This window comes from Bacteroidia bacterium (assembly GCA_026932145.1).
Classification (GTDB): Bacteria; Bacteroidota; Bacteroidia; order J057; family JAIXKT01; genus JAIXKT01.
This window is the reverse complement of the sequence record JAIXKT010000048.1, coordinates 24,174-43,054: the sequence shown is the minus strand read 5'-3', so window position 1 is coordinate 43,054 and position 18,881 is coordinate 24,174. Positions and strand designations below refer to the sequence as shown.

General features: G+C 38.7%; 17 protein-coding genes and 1 tRNA gene. 12 read left to right on the top strand and 6 right to left on the bottom strand.

The annotated features are described in order from the left end of the window. From lptB to LC115_11220, 4 genes are all read left to right on the top strand, one after another. The gene (gene lptB, locus LC115_11235; protein MCZ2357237.1) at positions 1-732 is read left to right on the top strand and encodes an LPS export ABC transporter ATP-binding protein; all 732 of its coding nucleotides are present in this window, start codon (positions 1-3) and stop codon (positions 730-732) included. A 58-nt stretch (positions 733-790) separates the two neighbouring features. Beyond that, positions 791-2,407: a GHKL domain-containing protein gene (locus LC115_11230; protein MCZ2357236.1), complete on the top strand. Its 1,617-nt coding sequence runs from the start codon at positions 791-793 to the stop codon at positions 2,405-2,407. Positions 2,408-2,419: 12 nt separating this feature from the next. After that, positions 2,420-3,544 (top strand): PQQ-binding-like beta-propeller repeat protein, encoded by a 1,125-nt coding sequence (locus LC115_11225; protein ID MCZ2357235.1) that lies wholly within the window; start codon positions 2,420-2,422, stop codon positions 3,542-3,544. A 145-nt stretch (positions 3,545-3,689) separates the two neighbouring features. After that, on the top strand, positions 3,690-4,067 hold the full coding sequence (locus LC115_11220) for a RidA family protein (protein ID MCZ2357234.1): 378 nt from the start codon (positions 3,690-3,692) through the stop codon (positions 4,065-4,067). 7 nt (positions 4,068-4,074) lie between these two features. Here the strand turns inward: LC115_11220 and LC115_11215 are convergent, their stop codons facing one another. Beyond that, the gene (locus tag LC115_11215) at positions 4,075-5,343 is read right to left on the bottom strand and encodes an anthranilate synthase component I family protein (protein MCZ2357233.1); all 1,269 of its coding nucleotides are present in this window, start codon (positions 5,341-5,343) and stop codon (positions 4,075-4,077) included. A gap of 35 nt (positions 5,344-5,378) precedes the next feature. Between LC115_11215 and LC115_11210 the strand changes: the two genes are divergently transcribed. Beyond that, positions 5,379-5,843: a DUF6265 family protein gene (locus LC115_11210; protein ID MCZ2357232.1), complete on the top strand. Its 465-nt coding sequence runs from the start codon at positions 5,379-5,381 to the stop codon at positions 5,841-5,843. 77 nt (positions 5,844-5,920) lie between these two features. Continuing rightward, positions 5,921-6,601, top strand: a complete 681-nt coding sequence (locus LC115_11205; protein MCZ2357231.1) for a hypothetical protein — start codon at positions 5,921-5,923, stop codon at positions 6,599-6,601. A 184-nt stretch (positions 6,602-6,785) separates the two neighbouring features. Here the strand turns inward: LC115_11205 and LC115_11200 are convergent, their stop codons facing one another. The 4 genes from LC115_11200 to sucD are packed head-to-tail and all read right to left on the bottom strand — an operon-like array spanning position 6,786 to position 9,135. After that, a complete protein-coding gene (locus LC115_11200) occupies positions 6,786-7,295 on the bottom strand; it encodes a gamma carbonic anhydrase family protein (GenBank protein MCZ2357230.1) in 510 nt (169 codons plus the stop codon). 12 nt (positions 7,296-7,307) lie between these two features. Continuing rightward, positions 7,308-7,994 (bottom strand): ATP-binding cassette domain-containing protein, encoded by a 687-nt coding sequence (locus tag LC115_11195; protein ID MCZ2357229.1) that lies wholly within the window; start codon positions 7,992-7,994, stop codon positions 7,308-7,310. Beyond that, a complete protein-coding gene (locus LC115_11190) occupies positions 7,984-8,223 on the bottom strand; it encodes a fructose-6-phosphate aldolase (GenBank protein ID MCZ2357228.1) in 240 nt (79 codons plus the stop codon). The genes LC115_11195 and LC115_11190 overlap by 11 nt, the downstream gene beginning before the upstream one ends. A 30-nt stretch (positions 8,224-8,253) precedes the next feature. Next, positions 8,254-9,135 carry a succinate--CoA ligase subunit alpha gene (gene sucD, locus LC115_11185; protein ID MCZ2357227.1) on the bottom strand — a complete coding sequence of 294 codons (882 nt, stop codon included), beginning with the start codon at positions 9,133-9,135 and terminating at the stop codon, positions 8,254-8,256. A 284-nt stretch (positions 9,136-9,419) separates the two neighbouring features. On the opposite strand from sucD, the gene LC115_11180 reads away from it, so the two are divergent. Together LC115_11180 and LC115_11175 are read left to right on the top strand one after the other, a co-directional pair. Beyond that, positions 9,420-10,898, top strand: a complete 1,479-nt coding sequence (locus LC115_11180) for a leucine-rich repeat domain-containing protein (protein MCZ2357226.1) — start codon at positions 9,420-9,422, stop codon at positions 10,896-10,898. After that, positions 10,856-11,923, top strand: a complete 1,068-nt coding sequence (locus LC115_11175) for a hypothetical protein (GenBank protein MCZ2357225.1) — start codon at positions 10,856-10,858, stop codon at positions 11,921-11,923. Before LC115_11180 ends, LC115_11175 begins: the two co-directional genes overlap by 43 nt. 7 nt (positions 11,924-11,930) lie before the next feature. On the opposite strand, the gene LC115_11170 is transcribed toward LC115_11175, so the two are convergent. Continuing rightward, a tRNA-Met gene (locus LC115_11170) sits at positions 11,931-12,004 on the bottom strand. Between the two features lie 283 nt (positions 12,005-12,287). Here LC115_11170 and LC115_11165 point away from each other — a divergent pair. The 4 genes from LC115_11165 (at position 12,288) to LC115_11150 (ending at position 18,843) form a co-directional block, all read left to right on the top strand. After that, positions 12,288-13,265 (top strand): DUF4340 domain-containing protein, encoded by a 978-nt coding sequence (locus LC115_11165; GenBank protein MCZ2357224.1) that lies wholly within the window; start codon positions 12,288-12,290, stop codon positions 13,263-13,265. Continuing rightward, on the top strand, positions 13,262-15,511 hold the full coding sequence (locus LC115_11160; GenBank protein ID MCZ2357223.1) for a tetratricopeptide repeat protein: 2,250 nt from the start codon (positions 13,262-13,264) through the stop codon (positions 15,509-15,511). Before LC115_11165 ends, LC115_11160 begins: the two co-directional genes overlap by 4 nt. A gap of 2 nt (positions 15,512-15,513) precedes the next feature. Further along, positions 15,514-17,838, top strand: a complete 2,325-nt coding sequence (locus LC115_11155; protein MCZ2357222.1) for a T9SS type A sorting domain-containing protein — start codon at positions 15,514-15,516, stop codon at positions 17,836-17,838. A gap of 93 nt (positions 17,839-17,931) precedes the next feature. Beyond that, a complete protein-coding gene (locus LC115_11150) occupies positions 17,932-18,843 on the top strand; it encodes an LD-carboxypeptidase (protein MCZ2357221.1) in 912 nt (303 codons plus the stop codon). Positions 18,844-18,881: the final 38 nt, after the last annotated feature.

The window sequence follows — 18,881 nt, the reverse complement described above, 5'->3', positions numbered from 1 at the left end:
ATGCGGTTAGCGGCACATCAGTTAGAAAAAAAATATAAATCTCGTACAGTAGTTAATCAAGTAAGTGTTGAGGTTTCGCAAGGAGAAATTGTGGGGCTGCTGGGGCCTAACGGAGCTGGAAAAACGACCACTTTTTACATGATTGTTGGCTTGATTCGGCCAGACAGTGGCCGGATTACCTTAGAGGATACCGACATTACCGGATTTCCGATGTATAAACGCGGGCAATTGGGCGTTGGGTACTTAGCCCAAGAACCTTCTGTTTTTAGGGCACTGAGCGTAGAAGACAATATCATGGCGGTTTTAGAAATGACATCTTCGCTTTCTCGGGCGGAACAAAAAACGGTTACAGAACAGCTATTAGAAGAACTTAGCTTGACCCATGTACGAAAAAATATTGGGAATTTACTTTCGGGAGGCGAGCGCAGACGCACCGAAATAGCTCGCGCATTAGCCGTGAACCCCAAGTTTATCCTATTAGACGAACCTTTTGCCGGCGTGGATCCAATCGCCGTAGAAGAAATTCAAAATATAGTTAAAAAATTGATTTCCAAAAATATAGGTGTCCTTATCACAGACCATAATGTACATGAAACCCTGAATATTACCCACAGAGCCTACTTGCTTTTTGAAGGCTCTATCCTAAAAGCCGGTACTGCCGAAGAACTCGCTGCTGACGAAACCGTTAGAAAAGTTTACCTCGGGGAAAATTTTCAGCTAAACCGTGGGTAAAAGTTCTCCCAAAATGAGTTAATTTGCGGGCTGAGGTTTTATTGAAGCATTTGTAGCTATGAAATATATTGCCGTGTTAATTAAAGACCCCGGAGAAACTGTTTCAGCTTTGAAATACCAACTTTCTGAGCTATTTGGCGAAGCTATTTATATTGATATAAATAACTTAAAATCAACAAATTACGAAAATTCTCAAAATCATGACTTGTTGTTTTTGGAAGCCGTTGAGCAGTTAGCACAGCAAAATAGGCAACTAAATAAACTCATAAGCCAATATGCTGAAACGATTAAAGAACACCGCCTAAAAGAACGTACCGGAAGTGATAAATATACAGATTTATCTGAAATAAGAAGCCTCATTGAAAATTTTGAACGAGACCTCCAAGAAAATGAACGGCAAATTCAGCTACTTAGCTTTGAAACAGACCGCTTTAAAGAGGAAAACTTTAACCTAAAAAACCAGCTAATCTCTGCTAAAGAAACTATCTTAACAAAAGAATCACAAATAACTGAAAACCAGCACTTAATAAATCAACTAAAAAGAGAAATAGATATTCTGAGTAAATTATCCGAAGAATTAAAAAATAACACTACACAATTAACTCATTCACCCGCACAAGGTATTCCACAAGAATCTATTGAGTTACAAGAAAAAGTAAATACCTTAGAAACATTTATCGAAATAGCTACCCGCCAGATTATAGATTTGGATAAAATGGCTTCGCTGGGAAGAATTGTGGCGGGAGTAGCTCATGAAATCAACACCCCCATAGGAGCTATTAACGCATCTTCAGATAATATTTTAAAAATATTTCAACCTACCTTAAGGCAGTTACCTCAGATACTCAAACACTTAGCCTATGAAGATGAAAATACCTTCTTTGAATTAATAGAAAAGTCTTTACAATTTAGTGGAACCCTAAGCAGCCGCGAAGAACGGCAGCATAAAAAGAATTTACTTGAAGAACTTGAGTCCATGGGGGTTGCTGACGCTAATTCATTGGCCAGTCAGTTAGTCAAAATCGGTATCTTCGCTGATTTACAGTCTTTTGAAAGAATTTTTAAACTGCCGCAAGGTGCAGAACTATTAGAGCAAGTCAGCAATATTGGTAAAATCAAGCTCAGCTTAGATAATACCAAATTAGCTATCTCAAAAATCATTAAAATTGTACAATCCCTCAAGAGCTATTCTCACCACCAAGTCTCCGAAGAATTTATAAAGGCCGATATTTCTGCAAATATGGAGGTTGTGTTAAATATTCATCATAACCAACTGAAATATGGCGTAGAAGTTATCAAAAACTACGTAGAATCTGCCCCAATGATTTGGTGCCGGCCGGATGAGCTAAACCAAGTTTGGACAAATATCATCTACAATGCTATTCAAGCTATGGACGGAAAAGGTACTTTATGGATTGATATAGAGCCTGATACGAATCAAACAAATGTTGTTGTGCGTATTACGGACTCAGGTCCCGGTATCCCCGAAGATATTTTGCCCAAAATCTTTAATCCGTTTTTTACCACCAAACCGCAAGGAGAAGGCAGCGGCCTCGGCCTCGATATTTGTAAAAAAATTATCGAAAAACATCATGGCACGATTTCTGTTAATTCCGTTCCGGGAAAAACCTGTTTTACAATTACGCTACCAGTAAACCCCAAAGATCAACCTTAATTTTTTTATACTATGATAAAGAAAATGTATTTTGGAATAATTGCAGCAATTTTATTGCTTTCTGTATCTGATTTATTAGCCCAAAAAATGCCTATGTTCAAAGCTAATTTGCAACGGACGGGCGTTTATGAAACCAAAGGTATCCGAAAATATACCGGCGTTAAGTGGAAACTCAATATGAGTTCTCCCATCACCACAACCTGCACCGTAGCCGATAATTCTGTATATTTTGGCTGCGAAAATGGAAAGTTACACGCCGTTGATTTTCGTACAGGAAAACTACGTTGGAAGTTTGTTACCAACAAAGCTATTAAATCAGACCCCGTTGTAGTTAATGGTATTGCTTATTTTGGCAGTGATGACGGTATATTTTATGCTGTAGAAACCGCCAAAGGATCCCAAGTCTGGACATTCAAAACAGAAAGTAATATCGCAACCACACCCATCGTTACAAACGGAATGATTTTCTTTGGTTCTGATGATGCCTACTTTTATGCCCTAAAGCAAGAAACTGGTGAAGTGATCTGGAAATACAAAACTGACGGAAACGTAGCCGCATCACCTGTATTCTTTGAAAATGTAATCTACTTTGGTGCAAATGGTTACACCAAAGCTACTATTTACGCTCTCAATGTTAAAGACGGTTCAGAACTTTGGAAATATGACCAAATCGAAGGCCGTGTGTATGCAACACCCTCTATTGCCTACGGAATGCTTTATATCGGAAATGCCGAAGAAAACCCAACCGCAACCAAAAACCTACTCGCCTTAGATGTAAAAACAGGAGAAGTAAAATGGAAAGTTTCTAATGCTTTTAACATCGTTTCATCAGCTTCAATTGTTGATGGAATGTTATTTATCGGCATAGAAGATAAATTTGTTTATGCCTTAGATGCCAAAACAGGTACAGAGAAATGGAAGTTCAAGACAGCAGCTAAGGTTACAGCCTCTCCGGTACTTTCCGAAGGTATGGTCTATATCCCCGGTAACGATAAACTCTTTTACGCCTTAGACTCCAAAAGCGGCACTGTTTTATGGAAACATAAATCCGAAACTAATTTTACAAACTCCCCAACAATAGATAACGGAGTTATTTATATCGGTGCAGAAGATAACTATCTGTATGCTTTATATTGAGAAACTATTTTAAAAACCCAAAAATTAGAGGCTCTCCGAAAAGGATAGCCTCTAATTTTTTCTCCCGTAACGAAGCACGTAACTGCTAAATAATAGTTTTAGCTCACTCAAAGACACAAGTTTGTATATTTGCTTTCCCAAAATTATGAAAGAAGTTATATTTACAGCAGAAGCCGGCTCTCCTATCGGGCCTTATAGTCAAGCGATTAAGGTTGGAAACTTAGTCTTTGTTTCTGGCCAAATTCCGGTTAATCCACAAAACGGAGAGTTAGTAACAGGCTCTATCGAAGAGGCTACCCACAGGGTTATGCAAAATATAAAAAGTATTTTAGAAGCCGGCGGATCATGCCTCGAAAACGTAGTTAAAGCATCTATATTTTTGACCAACTTAGATGATTTTACCCGCGTAAACGCTGTCTATGGAAGCTATTTTTCAGCAAAATATCCCGCTCGTGAAACCGTCCAAGTTAGCCGTTTACCCAAAGAAGTTCCGGTAGAAATCTCCGTGATAGCTTATGTATAATCACTGATTATCTGTTAGTTAGATTCTTTAGACATTGCTGAATATTGTTTGCTTTCAGCAATAGTTCGTTCCATTCTTCTATTGGGTCGGATTCCGCAATGATAGCTCCCCCCACATGAAAACTGATTTGCTGTTGTAGGGCTTCATAAATCAATGTTCGAATGACAACGGCAAAGTCAAAATCCCCTCCGGGTAAAATGTAACCAAGTGATCCAGAATAAGCACTTCTTCCAGTAACTTCATAGTTATCAATTAGCTGTATTGTTTTTATTTTGGGAGCGCCTGTCATAGAACCGGTTGGAAATACCGCCCGAATAATTTCTCCCAAAGTCGTTTCCGGCCTACAAATACCCGTAATCGTTGAATACAAATGAAATAAGTTATTTAATGTTTGTACGGCAAAGAGCTGCGGCACTTCAACACTATGCGGTAAACAGATTCTATAAAAGTCGTTACGCATCAAATCTACAATCATCACATTTTCAGCCTGAAATCTATCATTGGACTGAAATTGCCGGATTGCGTTTATATTTTCCTGCAAAGTATTTTTTTGGGCGATAGTGCCTTTTATTGGCTGCGCTATCAAGAGTTGGTCTCTTTTGGCCAAAAAACGCTCCGGAGAGCTGCCTATCAATAACTTATGATTCCACGCAAACCAATAGGTAAATGGCGCTTGCGAAACATTTGATAATAACCGGTAAAATTGCTTCGCAGCAAAATTTCCGGTAGCCAAAAACTCACAAGTCAAGTTTAATTCATAGGTATTTCCGGCATAAATTTCATCCAAAACTTGTTTTACTAACTGCTGATAATCAGAGTATTCTAAAACAGGATTTGCTAAAATTAAACTTGAATGTTGGTTTTCATTAAACAGTGATGACCATTCTGGTTTTTTATCCGAAAAAATATGCGTTATCGGCTGGCCACCCTTGGGCTTGAGTACGACCCCTTCCGCAGCAAATAAAAATACTTCCGGAAAGGGAATGGAAGCCTTTTTTTTCAACTTAACGCTAGGTTCGATAGATTCAATCAAAGAATATGAAAATCCGCCAAACCAATATTTTTCAGGGTTATTTTTTAGACAAATATCTAAGGCCGCTAAGGTTTCTATTTTTAGGCAAGATTCGGTAGCCCAAGCAGCAATCCATTCAAATTGGCTGTATTTATCATTTTGATTATTAAACGATTGCAAAAATGTATGGTAAGGAAATTGCGTAAGCCAGCTTAATATTAAATTTGGCGAAGCAGCATTTTCGTAAAAAAAGTTTAATGACATCTTGTTTTAAACCGCAAAAATGCATAGACTTGTGCATGAAACTTCGGCTAAAAGTATTCTGTATGCTATTTATAGGTATTTTTTCATGCTCAGATGTTCCGTCTAAGCGGCTGCAAGATTTTCAATGGCTGATAGGTCGGTGGGAAAATACCGTCAGCGGAAATACCTCTGTTGAAATTTGGCACCTGAAAAATGACAGTACCCTACAAGGATTAGGCTTTCAATTAGCTAATGATGATACCGTTTTTCGAGAAGATTTAGAAATTCGCCAAAGAGAAGATAAAGTATTCTTTCGCACACAAATTTCCCTTCAAGAGATTACGGACTTTGAACTTGTATCAGATACGCCGGATACCCTCATTTTTGCAAATGTAAGCAATGACTTTCCTACGGAAGTCCGCTATATTCGAATCTCAAAAGACTCTATGGTCTCCAAAATTTTCGGAACCGTAGATGAAGAAGAACGGGAAATTACATTCCCAATGGCTAAAAGAAATTAAAATCTTTATCTATATTATTGATAATCAGATGGATGATTTTTAGGTTTTAAAATTTCATATTAAAAAAAGCAGCCATTATGTCGTGGAAATATTCAAAAATAGTTGATAACAAGCTATTTGTAAGTTCTTTGAATTATGAAATCTTAATTGTTGAGGGTGGAAATATGGCAAGTAGCCGAAGCCAAAATTGGCAAACAAATCTTCAAAAAACTGCCTTAAATAGTGAATTACTTCTTCTGGATAAAGAAGATGACCATAAACCATTAGAATCATTTATCAATACCGGAAAACAGCCTAAACTGATTATTTTTGTTCCTTTTAATGAACGTATTGGAGAAGCTCTTCTATTAGAAAAACTTACAAACGATATTCGGCAGCAATATCCAGCAGTAATTTTGTGGGCAGACTTTGCAAATAGCTGGCAAAAAACGGCTCATTATGGGTTAGAATGGGAGCTTAATCGTTTTTTTGTAGAAAAAGACACTGCTTACTGGACACTTGGTGCGGAAGATTTACCCGGAACTATTTCCGAAGATATTGTGTGGCAGCCGGAAGTTACTTTATGGCAAAACCACCACCAACAAGCCAAATCGGTACGCACCACCTTGCTACAAAATAACTGCACCCGACTAAATAAAGTTTCTAACGACTTTTGTGAACGCTGGGATATTCAGCAACCAAGTATTATTCCCAAAATCCAACAGACGGTTTCTAATATGTCTTTATCTGAAAATCAAAGTTGGGTTATCCACTATTAAGCAGTTTCCTGATTGAAATTAACGAAGGAAATATAAAACGTAAATAACTCATTACAAGATAGAAGCAGGCTGTTAGCGAGGAGAACTACTTGCTTTTTCAAGAAACCAGAGAACCCATGATGCTATGATAGCAATAATGATTCACCAACAAAATCATAGCTTTCTTGCTGAGCCGCAATTTGGCTTAGCGGTAATTTTTGGCATTTTCTACATAGTGAAATGCCGATAATAAAATACTTTGAATACGCTGCTCTGTGAGAGGTTTAATTTTTTTGGCAGGGATTCCGGCATACAAGAATCCGGATTCTAACTGAGAACGCTCTGAAACAACGGAGCCGGCAGCAACCATGCAGTTATCGGGTATAATTGCGTTATCCAAAACAATAGCTCCCATACCAATCAGCACACAGTTTCCAATAACGCAGCCGTGCAAAATTGCGGAATGCCCTATGGTAACATCTTCGCCAATCTGAACAGTAGAATAACCGGCTGTGCTGTGAATCACAACACCGTCTTGAATATTGGAGCGTGCACCAACGGCAATTTTGCCAACATCTCCTCTCAAAACAGCGTTATACCAAACGCTGCTCCACGCTGCTAACTCTACATCTCCGATAATTGTAGCATTTTCTGCAATAAAGGCTGATAAATGTATCTTGGGTGATAGCCCCAAAAAAGGTCTGATAATGGGCATGATATTTTGTATTTAGATAAATTTAGGTTGGGTTTCAAATAGTTTTCCGGCTTCGCAGGTCAGCACCCTTGCCGGATAACGCTGGATAAGGCTTATTTCATGGGTAGCCATGATGATGGTAGTACCTTTTTGGTTTATTTCCCGAATAAGTTTCATTAGATAATCAGTAACTTCAGGGTCTAAGTTTCCGGTAGGTTCATCTGCGATGATTAGGAGAGGGTTATTTACCAATGCGCGTGCAAGGGCAGTACGTTGCTGCTCCCCGCCGGATAGCTGGTGGGGGTAATTGTTAGCGCGGGACGCTAAGCCAACTTGCATCAAGACTTCGGTAACTCGGGCTTTTATCTCGGCTGTTTTATTTATCCCGATAGCACGCATCACAAAAGCAATATTTTCGGCAACAGACCTATCCGGCAAAAGCTGAAAATCCTGAAAAACAACGCCCAGCGTCCTACGTAAATACGGATACTGAGCATGAGGCAGATTTTGCAACTGATATTTCCCTATTCGGAGAGAACCTTTATGAACCGGAACATCTGCATACAAAGAGCGTAATAGCGTACTCTTTCCAGATCCGGTTCTGCCTGTTAGATACACAAACTCCCCCTGCTGAATCTTAAAAGTAATGTTCTCTAAAATTACTTTTGTGCCGAAGTTGAGAAATAAACTTTCGGCTTCTACCAGATAGTTAGTCATCATCAGAAATCTCTATTGGAGTTACAATTCCAAACGGGGTATCTACAGTTAGTTGGTCTATTTTTTTGAATAGTATAGTATTGCTACTGGCATTACGTTCACTTGAGCGTTCGTTGTGCCCTATCCGAAAATAGCCAACCAGAGTGAATGAGCTATCTCTTACTTGGATATAGTCAGGAATTTTGGCTTTTCCCTTTATTTTGATGACGTAGTACGTTTTTTTTTCACCCACGTCTAACCTTATATTTTTTGTTGTGCTAATTTATACTTTGGTTTTGATGAGGGCTTGTGCCATCATGTATCCTATTTCGGCTGGTGATTCTACTACATAGATGCCGCAGGCTGCCATGACGCTCATTTTTTCTTTGGCTGTTCCTTTTCCGCCGGATACGATTGCGCCTGCGTGCCCCATACGTCTGCCGGGAGGGGCTGTTTGGCCGGCTATAAATCCAACGACCGGCTTCCGCACATGATTTTTGATGTATTCGGCAGCAATTTCTTCATTTTGCCCGCCGATTTCTCCAATTAAGATAATCCCCTCTGTAGCAGGGTCTTCGTTAAATAAGCGAATAATATCTAAGTGTGTAGAGCCAATTATGGGGTCTCCGCCTATCCCTACGCAAGTAGATTGGCCAAGTCCTTGTTTGGTTACTTGGTCAACGGCTTCGTAGGTTAATGTTCCGGAGCGGCTTACGATTCCGATGGTGCCAGATTTGTGGATAAAGCCGGGCATAATTCCTACCTTACATTCGTCCGGTGTGATAACGCCAGGGCAATTTGGCCCAATTAGCCGCACGCCCCGCTCAGTAACGTATTCTTTGGCATAAATCATATCCCGAACAGGTATGCCTTCTGTAATAGCCACAATTAAAGGAATCTCTGCGTCTGCTGCCTCCATGATAGCATCAGCAGCAAAGGGAGCCGGAACAAATATAATCGAAACATTTGCATTCGTTTCTTGAACTGCCTGATAAACAGTGTTAAAAACAGGCTTTTCTAAATGTTTTGTACCGCCTTTTCCCGGGGTAATGCCACCGACTACCTGTGTTCCGTATGCAATCATCTGCTGTGCATGAAAAGTGCCTTCGCCTCCGGTAAAACCCTGAACAATTATGCGGGAATCTTTATTGACCAAAATACTCATACCTTATTAAGATTTTCTATTTCTGAACGGCAAAGTAACAAATTCTAACTTATTTATCCCAATAGAAATTTTTGAACGACAGAATATATTCTAAGCTATTTTTGCACTACTTTACTCCCATTTTAAAGTCATAAAAATTTTAAATTCAGAACTTTATGATGACTATTTTGGGCTACAAATAGTCATTCATTAGGTAAGTAATGCTTTGTTAAACCGAAAAAACTTTTATAATATCCTGATTTTTGCCATAAAAAACTGTACTTTTGGGCGAATCGTTGTAAAATATGCGAAATATAGTTGCGATTTGGCTTTTGCTAACTGTTTCTGCCTGTATGCCAGAGATTCCTAAGGGCGACCCCAGTGAAACAGATACAACTAATATTGTGAAAGTAAATCCGTTGGATACCAATACGTTACCTCCGGTAATCACTCCGGTATTAGATACCATTAAACCACGTGAGGTAGTAAAAGAATATACTTCATTGGTAGAGGCATTAAAAGAACCCGAAAAAGTCCAACGCCTTAACTTGACAAACTATGGCCCCAAAAATAACGCACTCACCCGTTTCCCAGAAGAAATAGTACAATTTACAAACTTAAAAATCCTCTTTTTAACCAATAATCAAATTTCCGAAATCCCTGCAACCATCAATCAACTCACTAATTTAGAATATCTTGACGTAAGTTACAACAGACTACGAACATTACCGGATGAAGTTAGCCAACTGATACATCTACAAACATTATCCTTACATCACAACCCACAGTTAGCTGAACTTCCCCCAAATATTGGAAAACTTACCAATCTCGAAAAATTAGAAGCAAGTTACTGTAATATATTTGATATACCGCAGTCTATAAGTAAGTTACAAAATATCAAAGAATTAGATTTAGATAATAATTATATTGAGACTTTTCCGGAAGGAATTACTCAACTGACAAGTTTAAATGTATTAAGACTTTTCAATAATAAATTTAATGAACTGCCAAGCAGTTTTTCCCGTCTGATAAATTTGAAAACGCTTGTTTTGAGCTATATTCCCTTACGAAATATTGCCCAAGACCTTGAAAAAATTAAGTCTCCAAATTTAGAAACCCTTGAACTGGCACACTTAAATCTTAAAAATATTCCGGATCAAATTTCTACATTTTCAAAACTACGGGAGCTAAATTTAGGGGATAACCCTCTCCAGCTCTCTCTACATGACCTTCAAATTATACAGAAAATCACCAGAATAGAAACCTTAAACCTCTACAAATGTGCCCTCACTCAACTCCCAACTAATCTGGAATATTTAAACAGCATCAAAGAGTTGGTTTTAAATGGAAATAAATTTGCAGATTTTAACACTGAATTGGTTAAGCTGTCTAAGTTACTCAGTTTAACCAAATTAGACTTAGAGGATTGTAACATAAGTGATGTTCCCAATAGCATTGGTAGTTTAACCAAGTTAAGAGCGTTAGATTTATCTTCCAATAAAATAAAAACCTTGCCAACTTCTATTGGAAGCCTAATAAATCTACAACAACTTGATTTAGATGATAATAAAATAGAGAGTTTACCAACAGAAATAGGCCGCCTACAACATTTAGAAGTTCTCTTTTTGAATGTGAATTATCTAACTACATTACCGGAATCTATGAAACAGTTACGTTTCCTCAAACGCTTGTATTTGGATACGAACGGTTTTACCCCCCAAGAAATAGCTAAAATTCGCCAATGGTTACCCAACTGCATCGTTATTGCACATCCCGGAAAATAATATTCGGAATTTTTATTTTGTGGGGAAAATTATCCCTATTAGCCCAAAATCCGTTTTTTGTCTGGAATGGCTTTGCTGTTGATTGGACGTACAACCACCGCATGAACCGGATAGGGAGCGTTTTAACCCAAGATTCTTTATGGCAGGCCGCCGCTACAGGAACCGGCAAAGATAGCTGCCACGTAGCCACTTTCTATACTAAAGTTCAACCTGAAAAAAATATAGGCGCTTATTATCAACAGCATAAACTCTTGCTGTTTACAAAAGAAAAAAATCGCCTATATTTCTCTCAGTCATGGACAATCCCTGTCAATGAAGATTTAGCAGAAGGCACACAAGTGCTGGTCTTGCTAAACGGATTTGATCTGTATTCCAATAAACAGGCAGATAAAGTACAAGAATTGGAAATTAAAGTGAACTCACTGGGTATGAACTACCACCAAAAACAAGTTACTTATTCTTTAGAAGTTAATTTTTTGGCAAACTGCGGTACCTTAGATTGCGAAAAATTCTCCAATAACGTAGATTATACCTGCATTGTAGAGGTGCTCATTTTGGTAGGAGATGATATTACACATGAAAACATTACCTTAAAGGAAAACTTAGCTTGGACAACCGAAACGGTGTCTAATAAACCAAAAGTTCAAGAAAAAAAGATCGAAGGAAATTGGAACGTATTCGGAATTAATCAATTACATCTAATTTTAGATAGAGATCATTGGATGCTTGGCTGCCGGCAGTGGTTTGCACCGGTTTATACTGAAAATAAAATATCGTTACTTCGCTTTGAGCTAAACTTTATACAAGCTGCGCCGGATATGAAAACAACGGCATATTCTCGGCCACGTATCAGAATCTCAAAGGCTAAACCCGGGAGCGGAACCTATCAAGCCACCGGATTTCTGATGAACATCCCAAACGCAACTACATCAACCCACCAAAAGATTTGTGATATTATCTGGTCAGGGAAAAATTTACATTCTGAAACAGAGGCAGCTAAATGCCCTTCCCCCAATGAACCATAAACTAATGTAGCGAGAGAGGGGCTTGAACCCTCGACCTTACGATTATGAATCGTACGCTCTGACCAGCTGAGCTATCTCGCCTCGTTACAAGCCGCAAAGGTAATACCTTTTTACCAATTAAAACAATTACCAACCCAAAGAAATATTTTTTTAGCAATTTTTGGAGGTTATGCTTTAGAATGTATGCTAATAAGAATTAGCAGGAAAGAATTGTAATCATGTTTCATCAATAAAACTATAACTTTCATGCTTTCTGAACCCTAACCGCTTTTTCATACCAATTAATAAGCCATTTTAGGACTTTTTAGTGCGATAAAAAATACCGGCAAGAAATAATCGTATTTTCGCAAGGCAATTGTTTTGCATGACACAGCAACGAACAACTCTTATTTTATCTGTAATTTTCATTGTATTTATTGCAACTTATTGGCTTTGGGTTAAAGACAAAAAGACAACTTCTCTGGATAGCTCTGAGAGCCAATTTGCCATCAGCGATACTTCCGCTATCTCTGAAGTAGAGTTAGTAAAGCTCCAAAACGACAAAGAACGGGGAAGAATTATTTTAAAAAGAACGGGCAAAGGGCAGTGGACGGTTAATAACCAATACAAAGCCCAAACATCTATGATACAAACACTTCTAACAACTCTTTTTCGTTTAGAAGTACGCGAACCCGTTCACCCAAATGCGCACCAAACTGTTTTTGAAACAATTAAACGTAGCCACATTCATCTAAAAATAACAACCAATAACGAAACCTATCGCTACTATATTGGGGGAACTGCGGCAGACGGCAGCGGAACTATCATGTTGAAAGAAGGAGCTGACCAACCTTTTGTGCTGGAAATACCCGGATTTCACGGATATTTAACCAGCCGCTTCCCTACCGAAATAGACGCTTGGCGCGAAAACCTCCTGTTTGACATCAGCCCAGAAACAATTACGCAAGTATCTATTAAATCTCCCAGCGCAGATTCTTCTTTTAACTTAGTAAAAGCTCCCAATGGCTGGATTATCAATGGACAACCTACTGATTCAACTGCCGTTATAGCCTATTTAGATAGATTTACACCTACCTTTGGGGAACGATTTATGAATAGCTTTTGCCCAAACTGTTTAGATAGTTTAAAAACCATAAAACCAAACTATCTAATTGATATTCAAACAACGAATAACAAAAATACACAGTTAAAATTGTATGAACAAGAGCAAGAAGTGAATAGTTTTTTAGGAGTAGTTAGCAATTCTAATGAAGTAAGATCGGTTCAAAAGTTTGTTATACAACGCTATTTTGTAGTTCCAGATTTTTTTAAAAAACAGCAACCTCCTTCTCGCCCTATATGAAAAACCTTTCAGAATACTCACAATCAGTTATTCAGCTACCGGATTCTCCCGAGAAGGTAGTTGCACTCTTAGACCTTGCCCAAACAGCAGTTTATATTGATGAAAAAATTGCTACGGAACTTGTGCGCGGTGCGGAAGTTATTGCCAGCCAGTTTGATGATATTCATTTACACCGGCTTTGTGCCAGAACGCTTGCTTTTGTTTATACACACCAGCATCTTTATGGCCAAGCACTTGAGCTTCTTACAGATGTTATCAGCAGCTATAACCAAGAAAGCGACTGGGAGCATTTATCAGAATGTTTTCAGGAAATCAGTGAATTTTACTACTTCATTGGGGATATTGCCAAAGCGGCAGATTACCTTAGCTGGGCTATTTCAGTCTGGAAAGGCATAAAAAGCCCCAAAAACCTCACACCCCACAAAACCTTACTGAATATAGCCAAAATCTATGTCGCTATTGGCGAAACAGAACGTGCCATTAACTTATTGCAAGAATGTGTTTTGTTCTTTTCCGAAAAAAAAGAGCACCCAAACTTAGCAATAGCATATTTTTATTTGGGAATCATTCATAAGATTAAAAAAAATTATTTAGAAAGTTCTCAATTTTTAGGAAAATCTATTGAATTATATGACCAATTAGGTTTTGTGAGTGAGCGGCTTAACGCCTTAGCCGAACTTGGCGTTGTGCTAAGCAGCTCCGGCCAGTTTCAAGAGGCTCACACTTACTTTTTAGCTGCGTTAGAAACCGCTAACCACACTTCTAACAAATATTTTGCAGCAAAATTATTTTTATACATTGGAAATAACCATCTATTAAACAACAATTTAGATGAAGCCCAAGAATATTTTGAAAATGCGTGGTTAATTATAGAGCAACTTTCAGATAGCTTTTTGAGCATAAAGTGCCTGCATTTATTAAGTCTTATTAACCTAAAAAAGAAAAATTCAGATGCTGCTGCCTCATACCTTGTTTCGGCTCAGAATATTATTGAACACCTAATTGAAAAATATCCTAACCTTGAAGCTAAAATAGCTATTCAGCCGCTTTGGTCGGAAGTTTATACCCAAAAAGAAGATTACTTTCAAGCCCTGAAAAGCTACCAAGAATATCATCTTTTTGAGCAGCAATTCGCTGAATATAAATCAGAAATAAAACTACAAAACCACCAAGCTCTACTGGAGTTAAGAAAAATAAACATTCCGGAAATTTCACTTATAAAAAACGCTGATAATCTTGATGATGGGCTAAATGCAGTTATTGCTGCCTTAAATACGGGAGATTGCCGCAAGCAAGAAGACCTTTTTAAACTGCTCTCCGGATTTGCCCACGATGTTAATGGCACTTTAAGCACTTTAAAAACAGGAGCAAGCAATATAGAAACAGCCGTTACCGAAATAACAGCCCAAATAAAAGTTATCACCGAATTATTTCCCAAACATATTGGTTCTCAATTAGAAACCATTTGGCACAATAGCCTAAATAACCCAACTGAACTTTCTAATAAAGAAACCCGCCAAAATAATAAAGCCTTAACGGTTTATTTAGAATCCGCCGGTATTCAAGACGGGCAATGGTTTGCCGAAAAATTAACCCGATTAGGCATAAACAGAACCCAATTAGATGATTTAATTCCGTTGTTAAAAGATAATTACGGGCGTTCTTTGATTCAGTTTGCTCATTCTGTAGTTTCTCTGAAATCAAATTCCGGATTTATCAAAAGTTCGTTACTCAAAACAGAAAAGACAACTCATTCAATCAGTGCACTTGTAAAGCAGCTACGAGTCAATAGCTTCCAAAAAGAAATTAATATTGCAGACAGCATTGAGTTTTCCCTATCGTTACTGGTAAATCGGCTAACACCGAGCACCAAGATTATCAAGAATATCCACGAGGCAAAAACAGAAACCTTGCGTTGCTCACCCGATAGCCTAAATCAAGTTTGGTTTCAACTACTGCAAAATGCAATAGCTGCTATAGGAACTGCGGGGGAAGTTACCATTACAGCTACCAGAACCGTAGGACATTGGCAAATCAGCTTCGCGAATAACGGGCAGGAAATCCCCCCAGACATACGCTCACGTATATTTGAACCCTTCTTTACCACCAAAAACAAAAGTGAAAATACCGGACTTGGGCTTTATTTAGTACGTAGAATCGTAGAAGAAGATCTAAAAGGTGCTATCTTCGTCCATAGCTCACCAATATTAACAACATTTACAGTACATTTACCCGCATCGTCTTGAATATGAAAAAACTATTTCTATTGCCTTTTTTTTTCGGAAGCTGTTTCGCATTATTCTCACAACAATTTGATGTAGAGCATTATGCCATTCAGATGTCTATTCCGAGCTTTGCTGCAAAACAGGTTTATGCCAAAACCGATGTTACCATTCACGCCCAGCAAGCCGGCCTAACAACCGTTGAACTTGAACTTCTCCGGTTAATTGTAGATTCTGTTTGGGTAAACAATGTACCGACCACCTACTTATACAATGATACACTTCTTCGGGTGAACCTTCCTACGCCTTTGGCTAATGGGCAGCAAAGCACTATACAGGTTTTTTATCATGGGCAACCAATGCAAGATCCTGCCGGTTTCGGAGGTTTTTATTTTAGCAATGATACCAGCGTTGCTTTTAACTTAGGGGTTTCCCTGACCCAAATACCGCATAATTTTGGGAAAGTTTGGTTTCCTTGTGTAGATAACTTCACTGATCGAGCTACTTATGATTTTTACATCACCGTTTCAACTGCCCGTACAGCCGTTTGTAGCGGAACATTACTAACAACAACCGATAATGGAAACGGCACACACACCTTTCACTGGCAGCTCAGAGATCCGATTCCTACATATTTGGCCGGTATGGCAGCTTCTCAATATACTGTGGTTCGTGATACGGTTCAAGGTGCATTGGGAAGTATTCCAATCGCATTATATGTGCGTCCAACAGATTCACTAAAAGCAACTCTTTCCTTCGCTAAACTAAAAGCGACTTTATTAGCTTTTGAAAATCGTTTTGGGCCATATCATTGGGAAAGAGTGGGTTATGTATCTGTTCCATTTACCGGTGGGGCTATGGAACACGCTACTAATATTGCCTACCCAACCGTTACCATCAATGGAAATACTATCTATGAAACTCTTTGGGCACACGAGCTTTCGCATCATTGGTTTGGGAATTTAGCAACCTGCGCTACCGCCGAAGATATGTGGCTCAACGAAGGCTTTGCCCGCTATTGTGAAGCCATCTTTAAAGAAGCTATCTACGATGAACTTAAAATATACTTACGAAACATCCACCGGTCTGTGCTAATCAATGCACATTTAGATGACGGTGATTATTATCCTGTATCTGGAGTACCGCAAGATAAAACATACGGCACTACTTCTTATGAAAAAGGAGCTACGGTTGCTCATTCGTTGCGGGGGCATCTGGGAGACTCTACCTTTTTCGCAGCAATGAAGCAATATCTTGATCATTTTAAATTCCGGCACCATAGTTCAGATTCACTAAAACAGTACCTCAGTTCTTACTCAGGATTAAATTTACAGGGCTTTTTTGACGGCTGGGTATTTTCCCCCGGCTGGACTCACCACGAAATAGACTCATTCTCTACCCAGGGAAATACAGCAACCATTTATCTTAGCCAAAAGCTAAATAACAAACCTAACTATGTGAATAACAATCGGGTAGAAATTACGTTTATGGATAATAATTGGCATAAATCTGTACAAGTGATGACTTATTCCGGTTTGCAAGGGCAGCAGAGTTTTACTTTGCCTTTTGTGCCAACATTGGCAATGATTGATCTTGAAGAGAAACTCTGCGATGCCACTACGGATGCTTACAAGATAGTTCAGGCTGGTTTTTCGGGCAAAATTGACTATCCTCAAACACAATGCAGCTTAGATGTCAAAACGGCATCTCCTACGGATTCTGCTTTTTGGCGGGTTCAAATGCACTGGGTTACACCCGATAACTTCAAAGTACCGGTTTCAGGAGTACGTCTTGCCAGCCGCTATTGGACAGTAGAAGGTATTGCTGCCACTAACCAAGTTGTATCCGGCTACTTTGCTTATGATGCCAGAACAACCGGAGCCTTTCGCTACTTAGACACACCTTGGCTCACCATGCGAGAAGACTCTATTGTTATGTTTTACCGTAAAAACACAGAAGACGACTGGGCACAAATCTCGGCTACCCCCAACTACCTAAATAACCTTAACGACAAAGTGGGCGAAATGCGGGTAGATTCCCTAAAATTCGGGCAATATTGCCTAGGCATCAAAGACTCTTTGGTTACAACAGCTCTACCTTTAAACCAATATGACCAAGCACTGACCATTTTCCCGAACCCTACCAATCATTATCTAAATATCCGTTGGGAGCATAAAGCTAAAGCACAGATAACTATACGAAATTCTGAAGGCCAAATAATTCAAAAGATGCCGATAAATTCCCCCCAAACACTGACTATTTCTACCGAAGAAATGGCTGCCGGAAACTATTTACTTACCCTTGAAGTAAATAATAAAACCCGCCTACACCGCCGTTTTGTGGTATATTAAACCATAACTAAATCCACCAAACAAACAACATAATCTAAGATTTTTCAGCTACATCGGGATTTTTAGAACTCAAATTAGTTATTTAATAAATAAGTGATTCAGCGCCCTCCCATTCTGTATAAAGGTTCTACTATTGGAATAATTGCAACAGCTCGAAAAGTTACTCCAAAAGAAATCCAGCCAGCTTTAGATAGAATTATAGCAGAAGGGTTTACATACGTTTTGGGAAATCATTTGTATGACAGCGAGCATCAGTTTTCCGGAACAGATGAGCAGCGTACCCTTGACCTGCAAATGATGTTAGATAACCCCAAAATAAATGCAATTTGGTGTGCCCGAGGCGGATACGGAACTACCCGAATCTTAGACAAAATTCATTGGAAAAAATTTAGACGTAACCCAAAATGGATTATCGGCTATAGCGACATAACGGTTCTATTGGCAGAAGCTAATAGAAATAATGCACAGTCAATTCATGGCCCCATGGCAGTATCCCTCCTAAATCCGGGACAAGAAGAAAATTTATCCCTGTTATTCCAAATTTTAAAAGGCCGCCAAAGAATCCATTATACCATAGAGCAACAACATACACGAAACCGCTTAGGAAGTTGCAAAGGACATCTAATAGGCGGAAATCTATCCTTGTTAGTTCACAGCATCGGCACAAAATCAGAACCAGACTTTCGCAATGCCATCTTGTTTATCGAAGATATTGACGAATATTTATACCACATAGATAGAATGATGTGGCAACTAAAACGTTCCGAAAAATTAAAATCCCTATCAGGAATGATTATTGGAAGTTTTACAGATATGAAAGACAATCCGGTTAAATTTGGCCATAATGCTGCCGAAATAATCGCTTCTACTGTTGCTGAATATCAGTTTCCGGTATTATTTAATTTTCCGGCAGGGCATGAAACGGCAAATGTTCCGTTAATTATGGGCGGCTCTTATACATTAAATATCCTTGAAAATAGTGCTTCTCTAACAGAGTTTTTTTAAAAAAAATCATAACTCACTGTTTTTAAGCAATTAAAAAC

What these genes read in the sequence shown, in the direction of transcription:
- LC115_11200 (MCZ2357230.1), bottom strand. Translation starts at nt 7,295, where the DNA reads ATGCCCATTATCAGACCTTTTTTGGGGCTATCACCCAAGATACATTTA.
- LC115_11230 (MCZ2357236.1), top strand. Translation starts at nt 791, where the DNA reads ATGAAATATATTGCCGTGTTAATTAAAGACCCCGGAGAAACTGTTTCA.
- LC115_11210 (MCZ2357232.1), top strand. Translation starts at nt 5,379, where the DNA reads ATGAAACTTCGGCTAAAAGTATTCTGTATGCTATTTATAGGTATTTTT.
- LC115_11220 (MCZ2357234.1), top strand. Translation starts at nt 3,690, where the DNA reads ATGAAAGAAGTTATATTTACAGCAGAAGCCGGCTCTCCTATCGGGCCT.
- lptB (MCZ2357237.1), top strand. Translation starts at nt 1, where the DNA reads ATGCGGTTAGCGGCACATCAGTTAGAAAAAAAATATAAATCTCGTACA.
- sucD (MCZ2357227.1), bottom strand. Translation starts at nt 9,135, where the DNA reads ATGAGTATTTTGGTCAATAAAGATTCCCGCATAATTGTTCAGGGTTTT.
- LC115_11215 (MCZ2357233.1), bottom strand. Translation starts at nt 5,343, where the DNA reads ATGTCATTAAACTTTTTTTACGAAAATGCTGCTTCGCCAAATTTAATA.
- LC115_11165 (MCZ2357224.1), top strand. Translation starts at nt 12,288, where the DNA reads ATGACACAGCAACGAACAACTCTTATTTTATCTGTAATTTTCATTGTA.
- LC115_11205 (MCZ2357231.1), top strand. Translation starts at nt 5,921, where the DNA reads ATGTCGTGGAAATATTCAAAAATAGTTGATAACAAGCTATTTGTAAGT.
- LC115_11160 (MCZ2357223.1), top strand. Translation starts at nt 13,262, where the DNA reads ATGAAAAACCTTTCAGAATACTCACAATCAGTTATTCAGCTACCGGAT.
- LC115_11180 (MCZ2357226.1), top strand. Translation starts at nt 9,420, where the DNA reads ATGCGAAATATAGTTGCGATTTGGCTTTTGCTAACTGTTTCTGCCTGT.
- LC115_11195 (MCZ2357229.1), bottom strand. Translation starts at nt 7,994, where the DNA reads ATGATGACTAACTATCTGGTAGAAGCCGAAAGTTTATTTCTCAACTTC.
- LC115_11155 (MCZ2357222.1), top strand. Translation starts at nt 15,514, where the DNA reads ATGAAAAAACTATTTCTATTGCCTTTTTTTTTCGGAAGCTGTTTCGCA.
- LC115_11175 (MCZ2357225.1), top strand. Translation starts at nt 10,856, where the DNA reads ATGGTTACCCAACTGCATCGTTATTGCACATCCCGGAAAATAATATTC.
- LC115_11225 (MCZ2357235.1), top strand. Translation starts at nt 2,420, where the DNA reads ATGATAAAGAAAATGTATTTTGGAATAATTGCAGCAATTTTATTGCTT.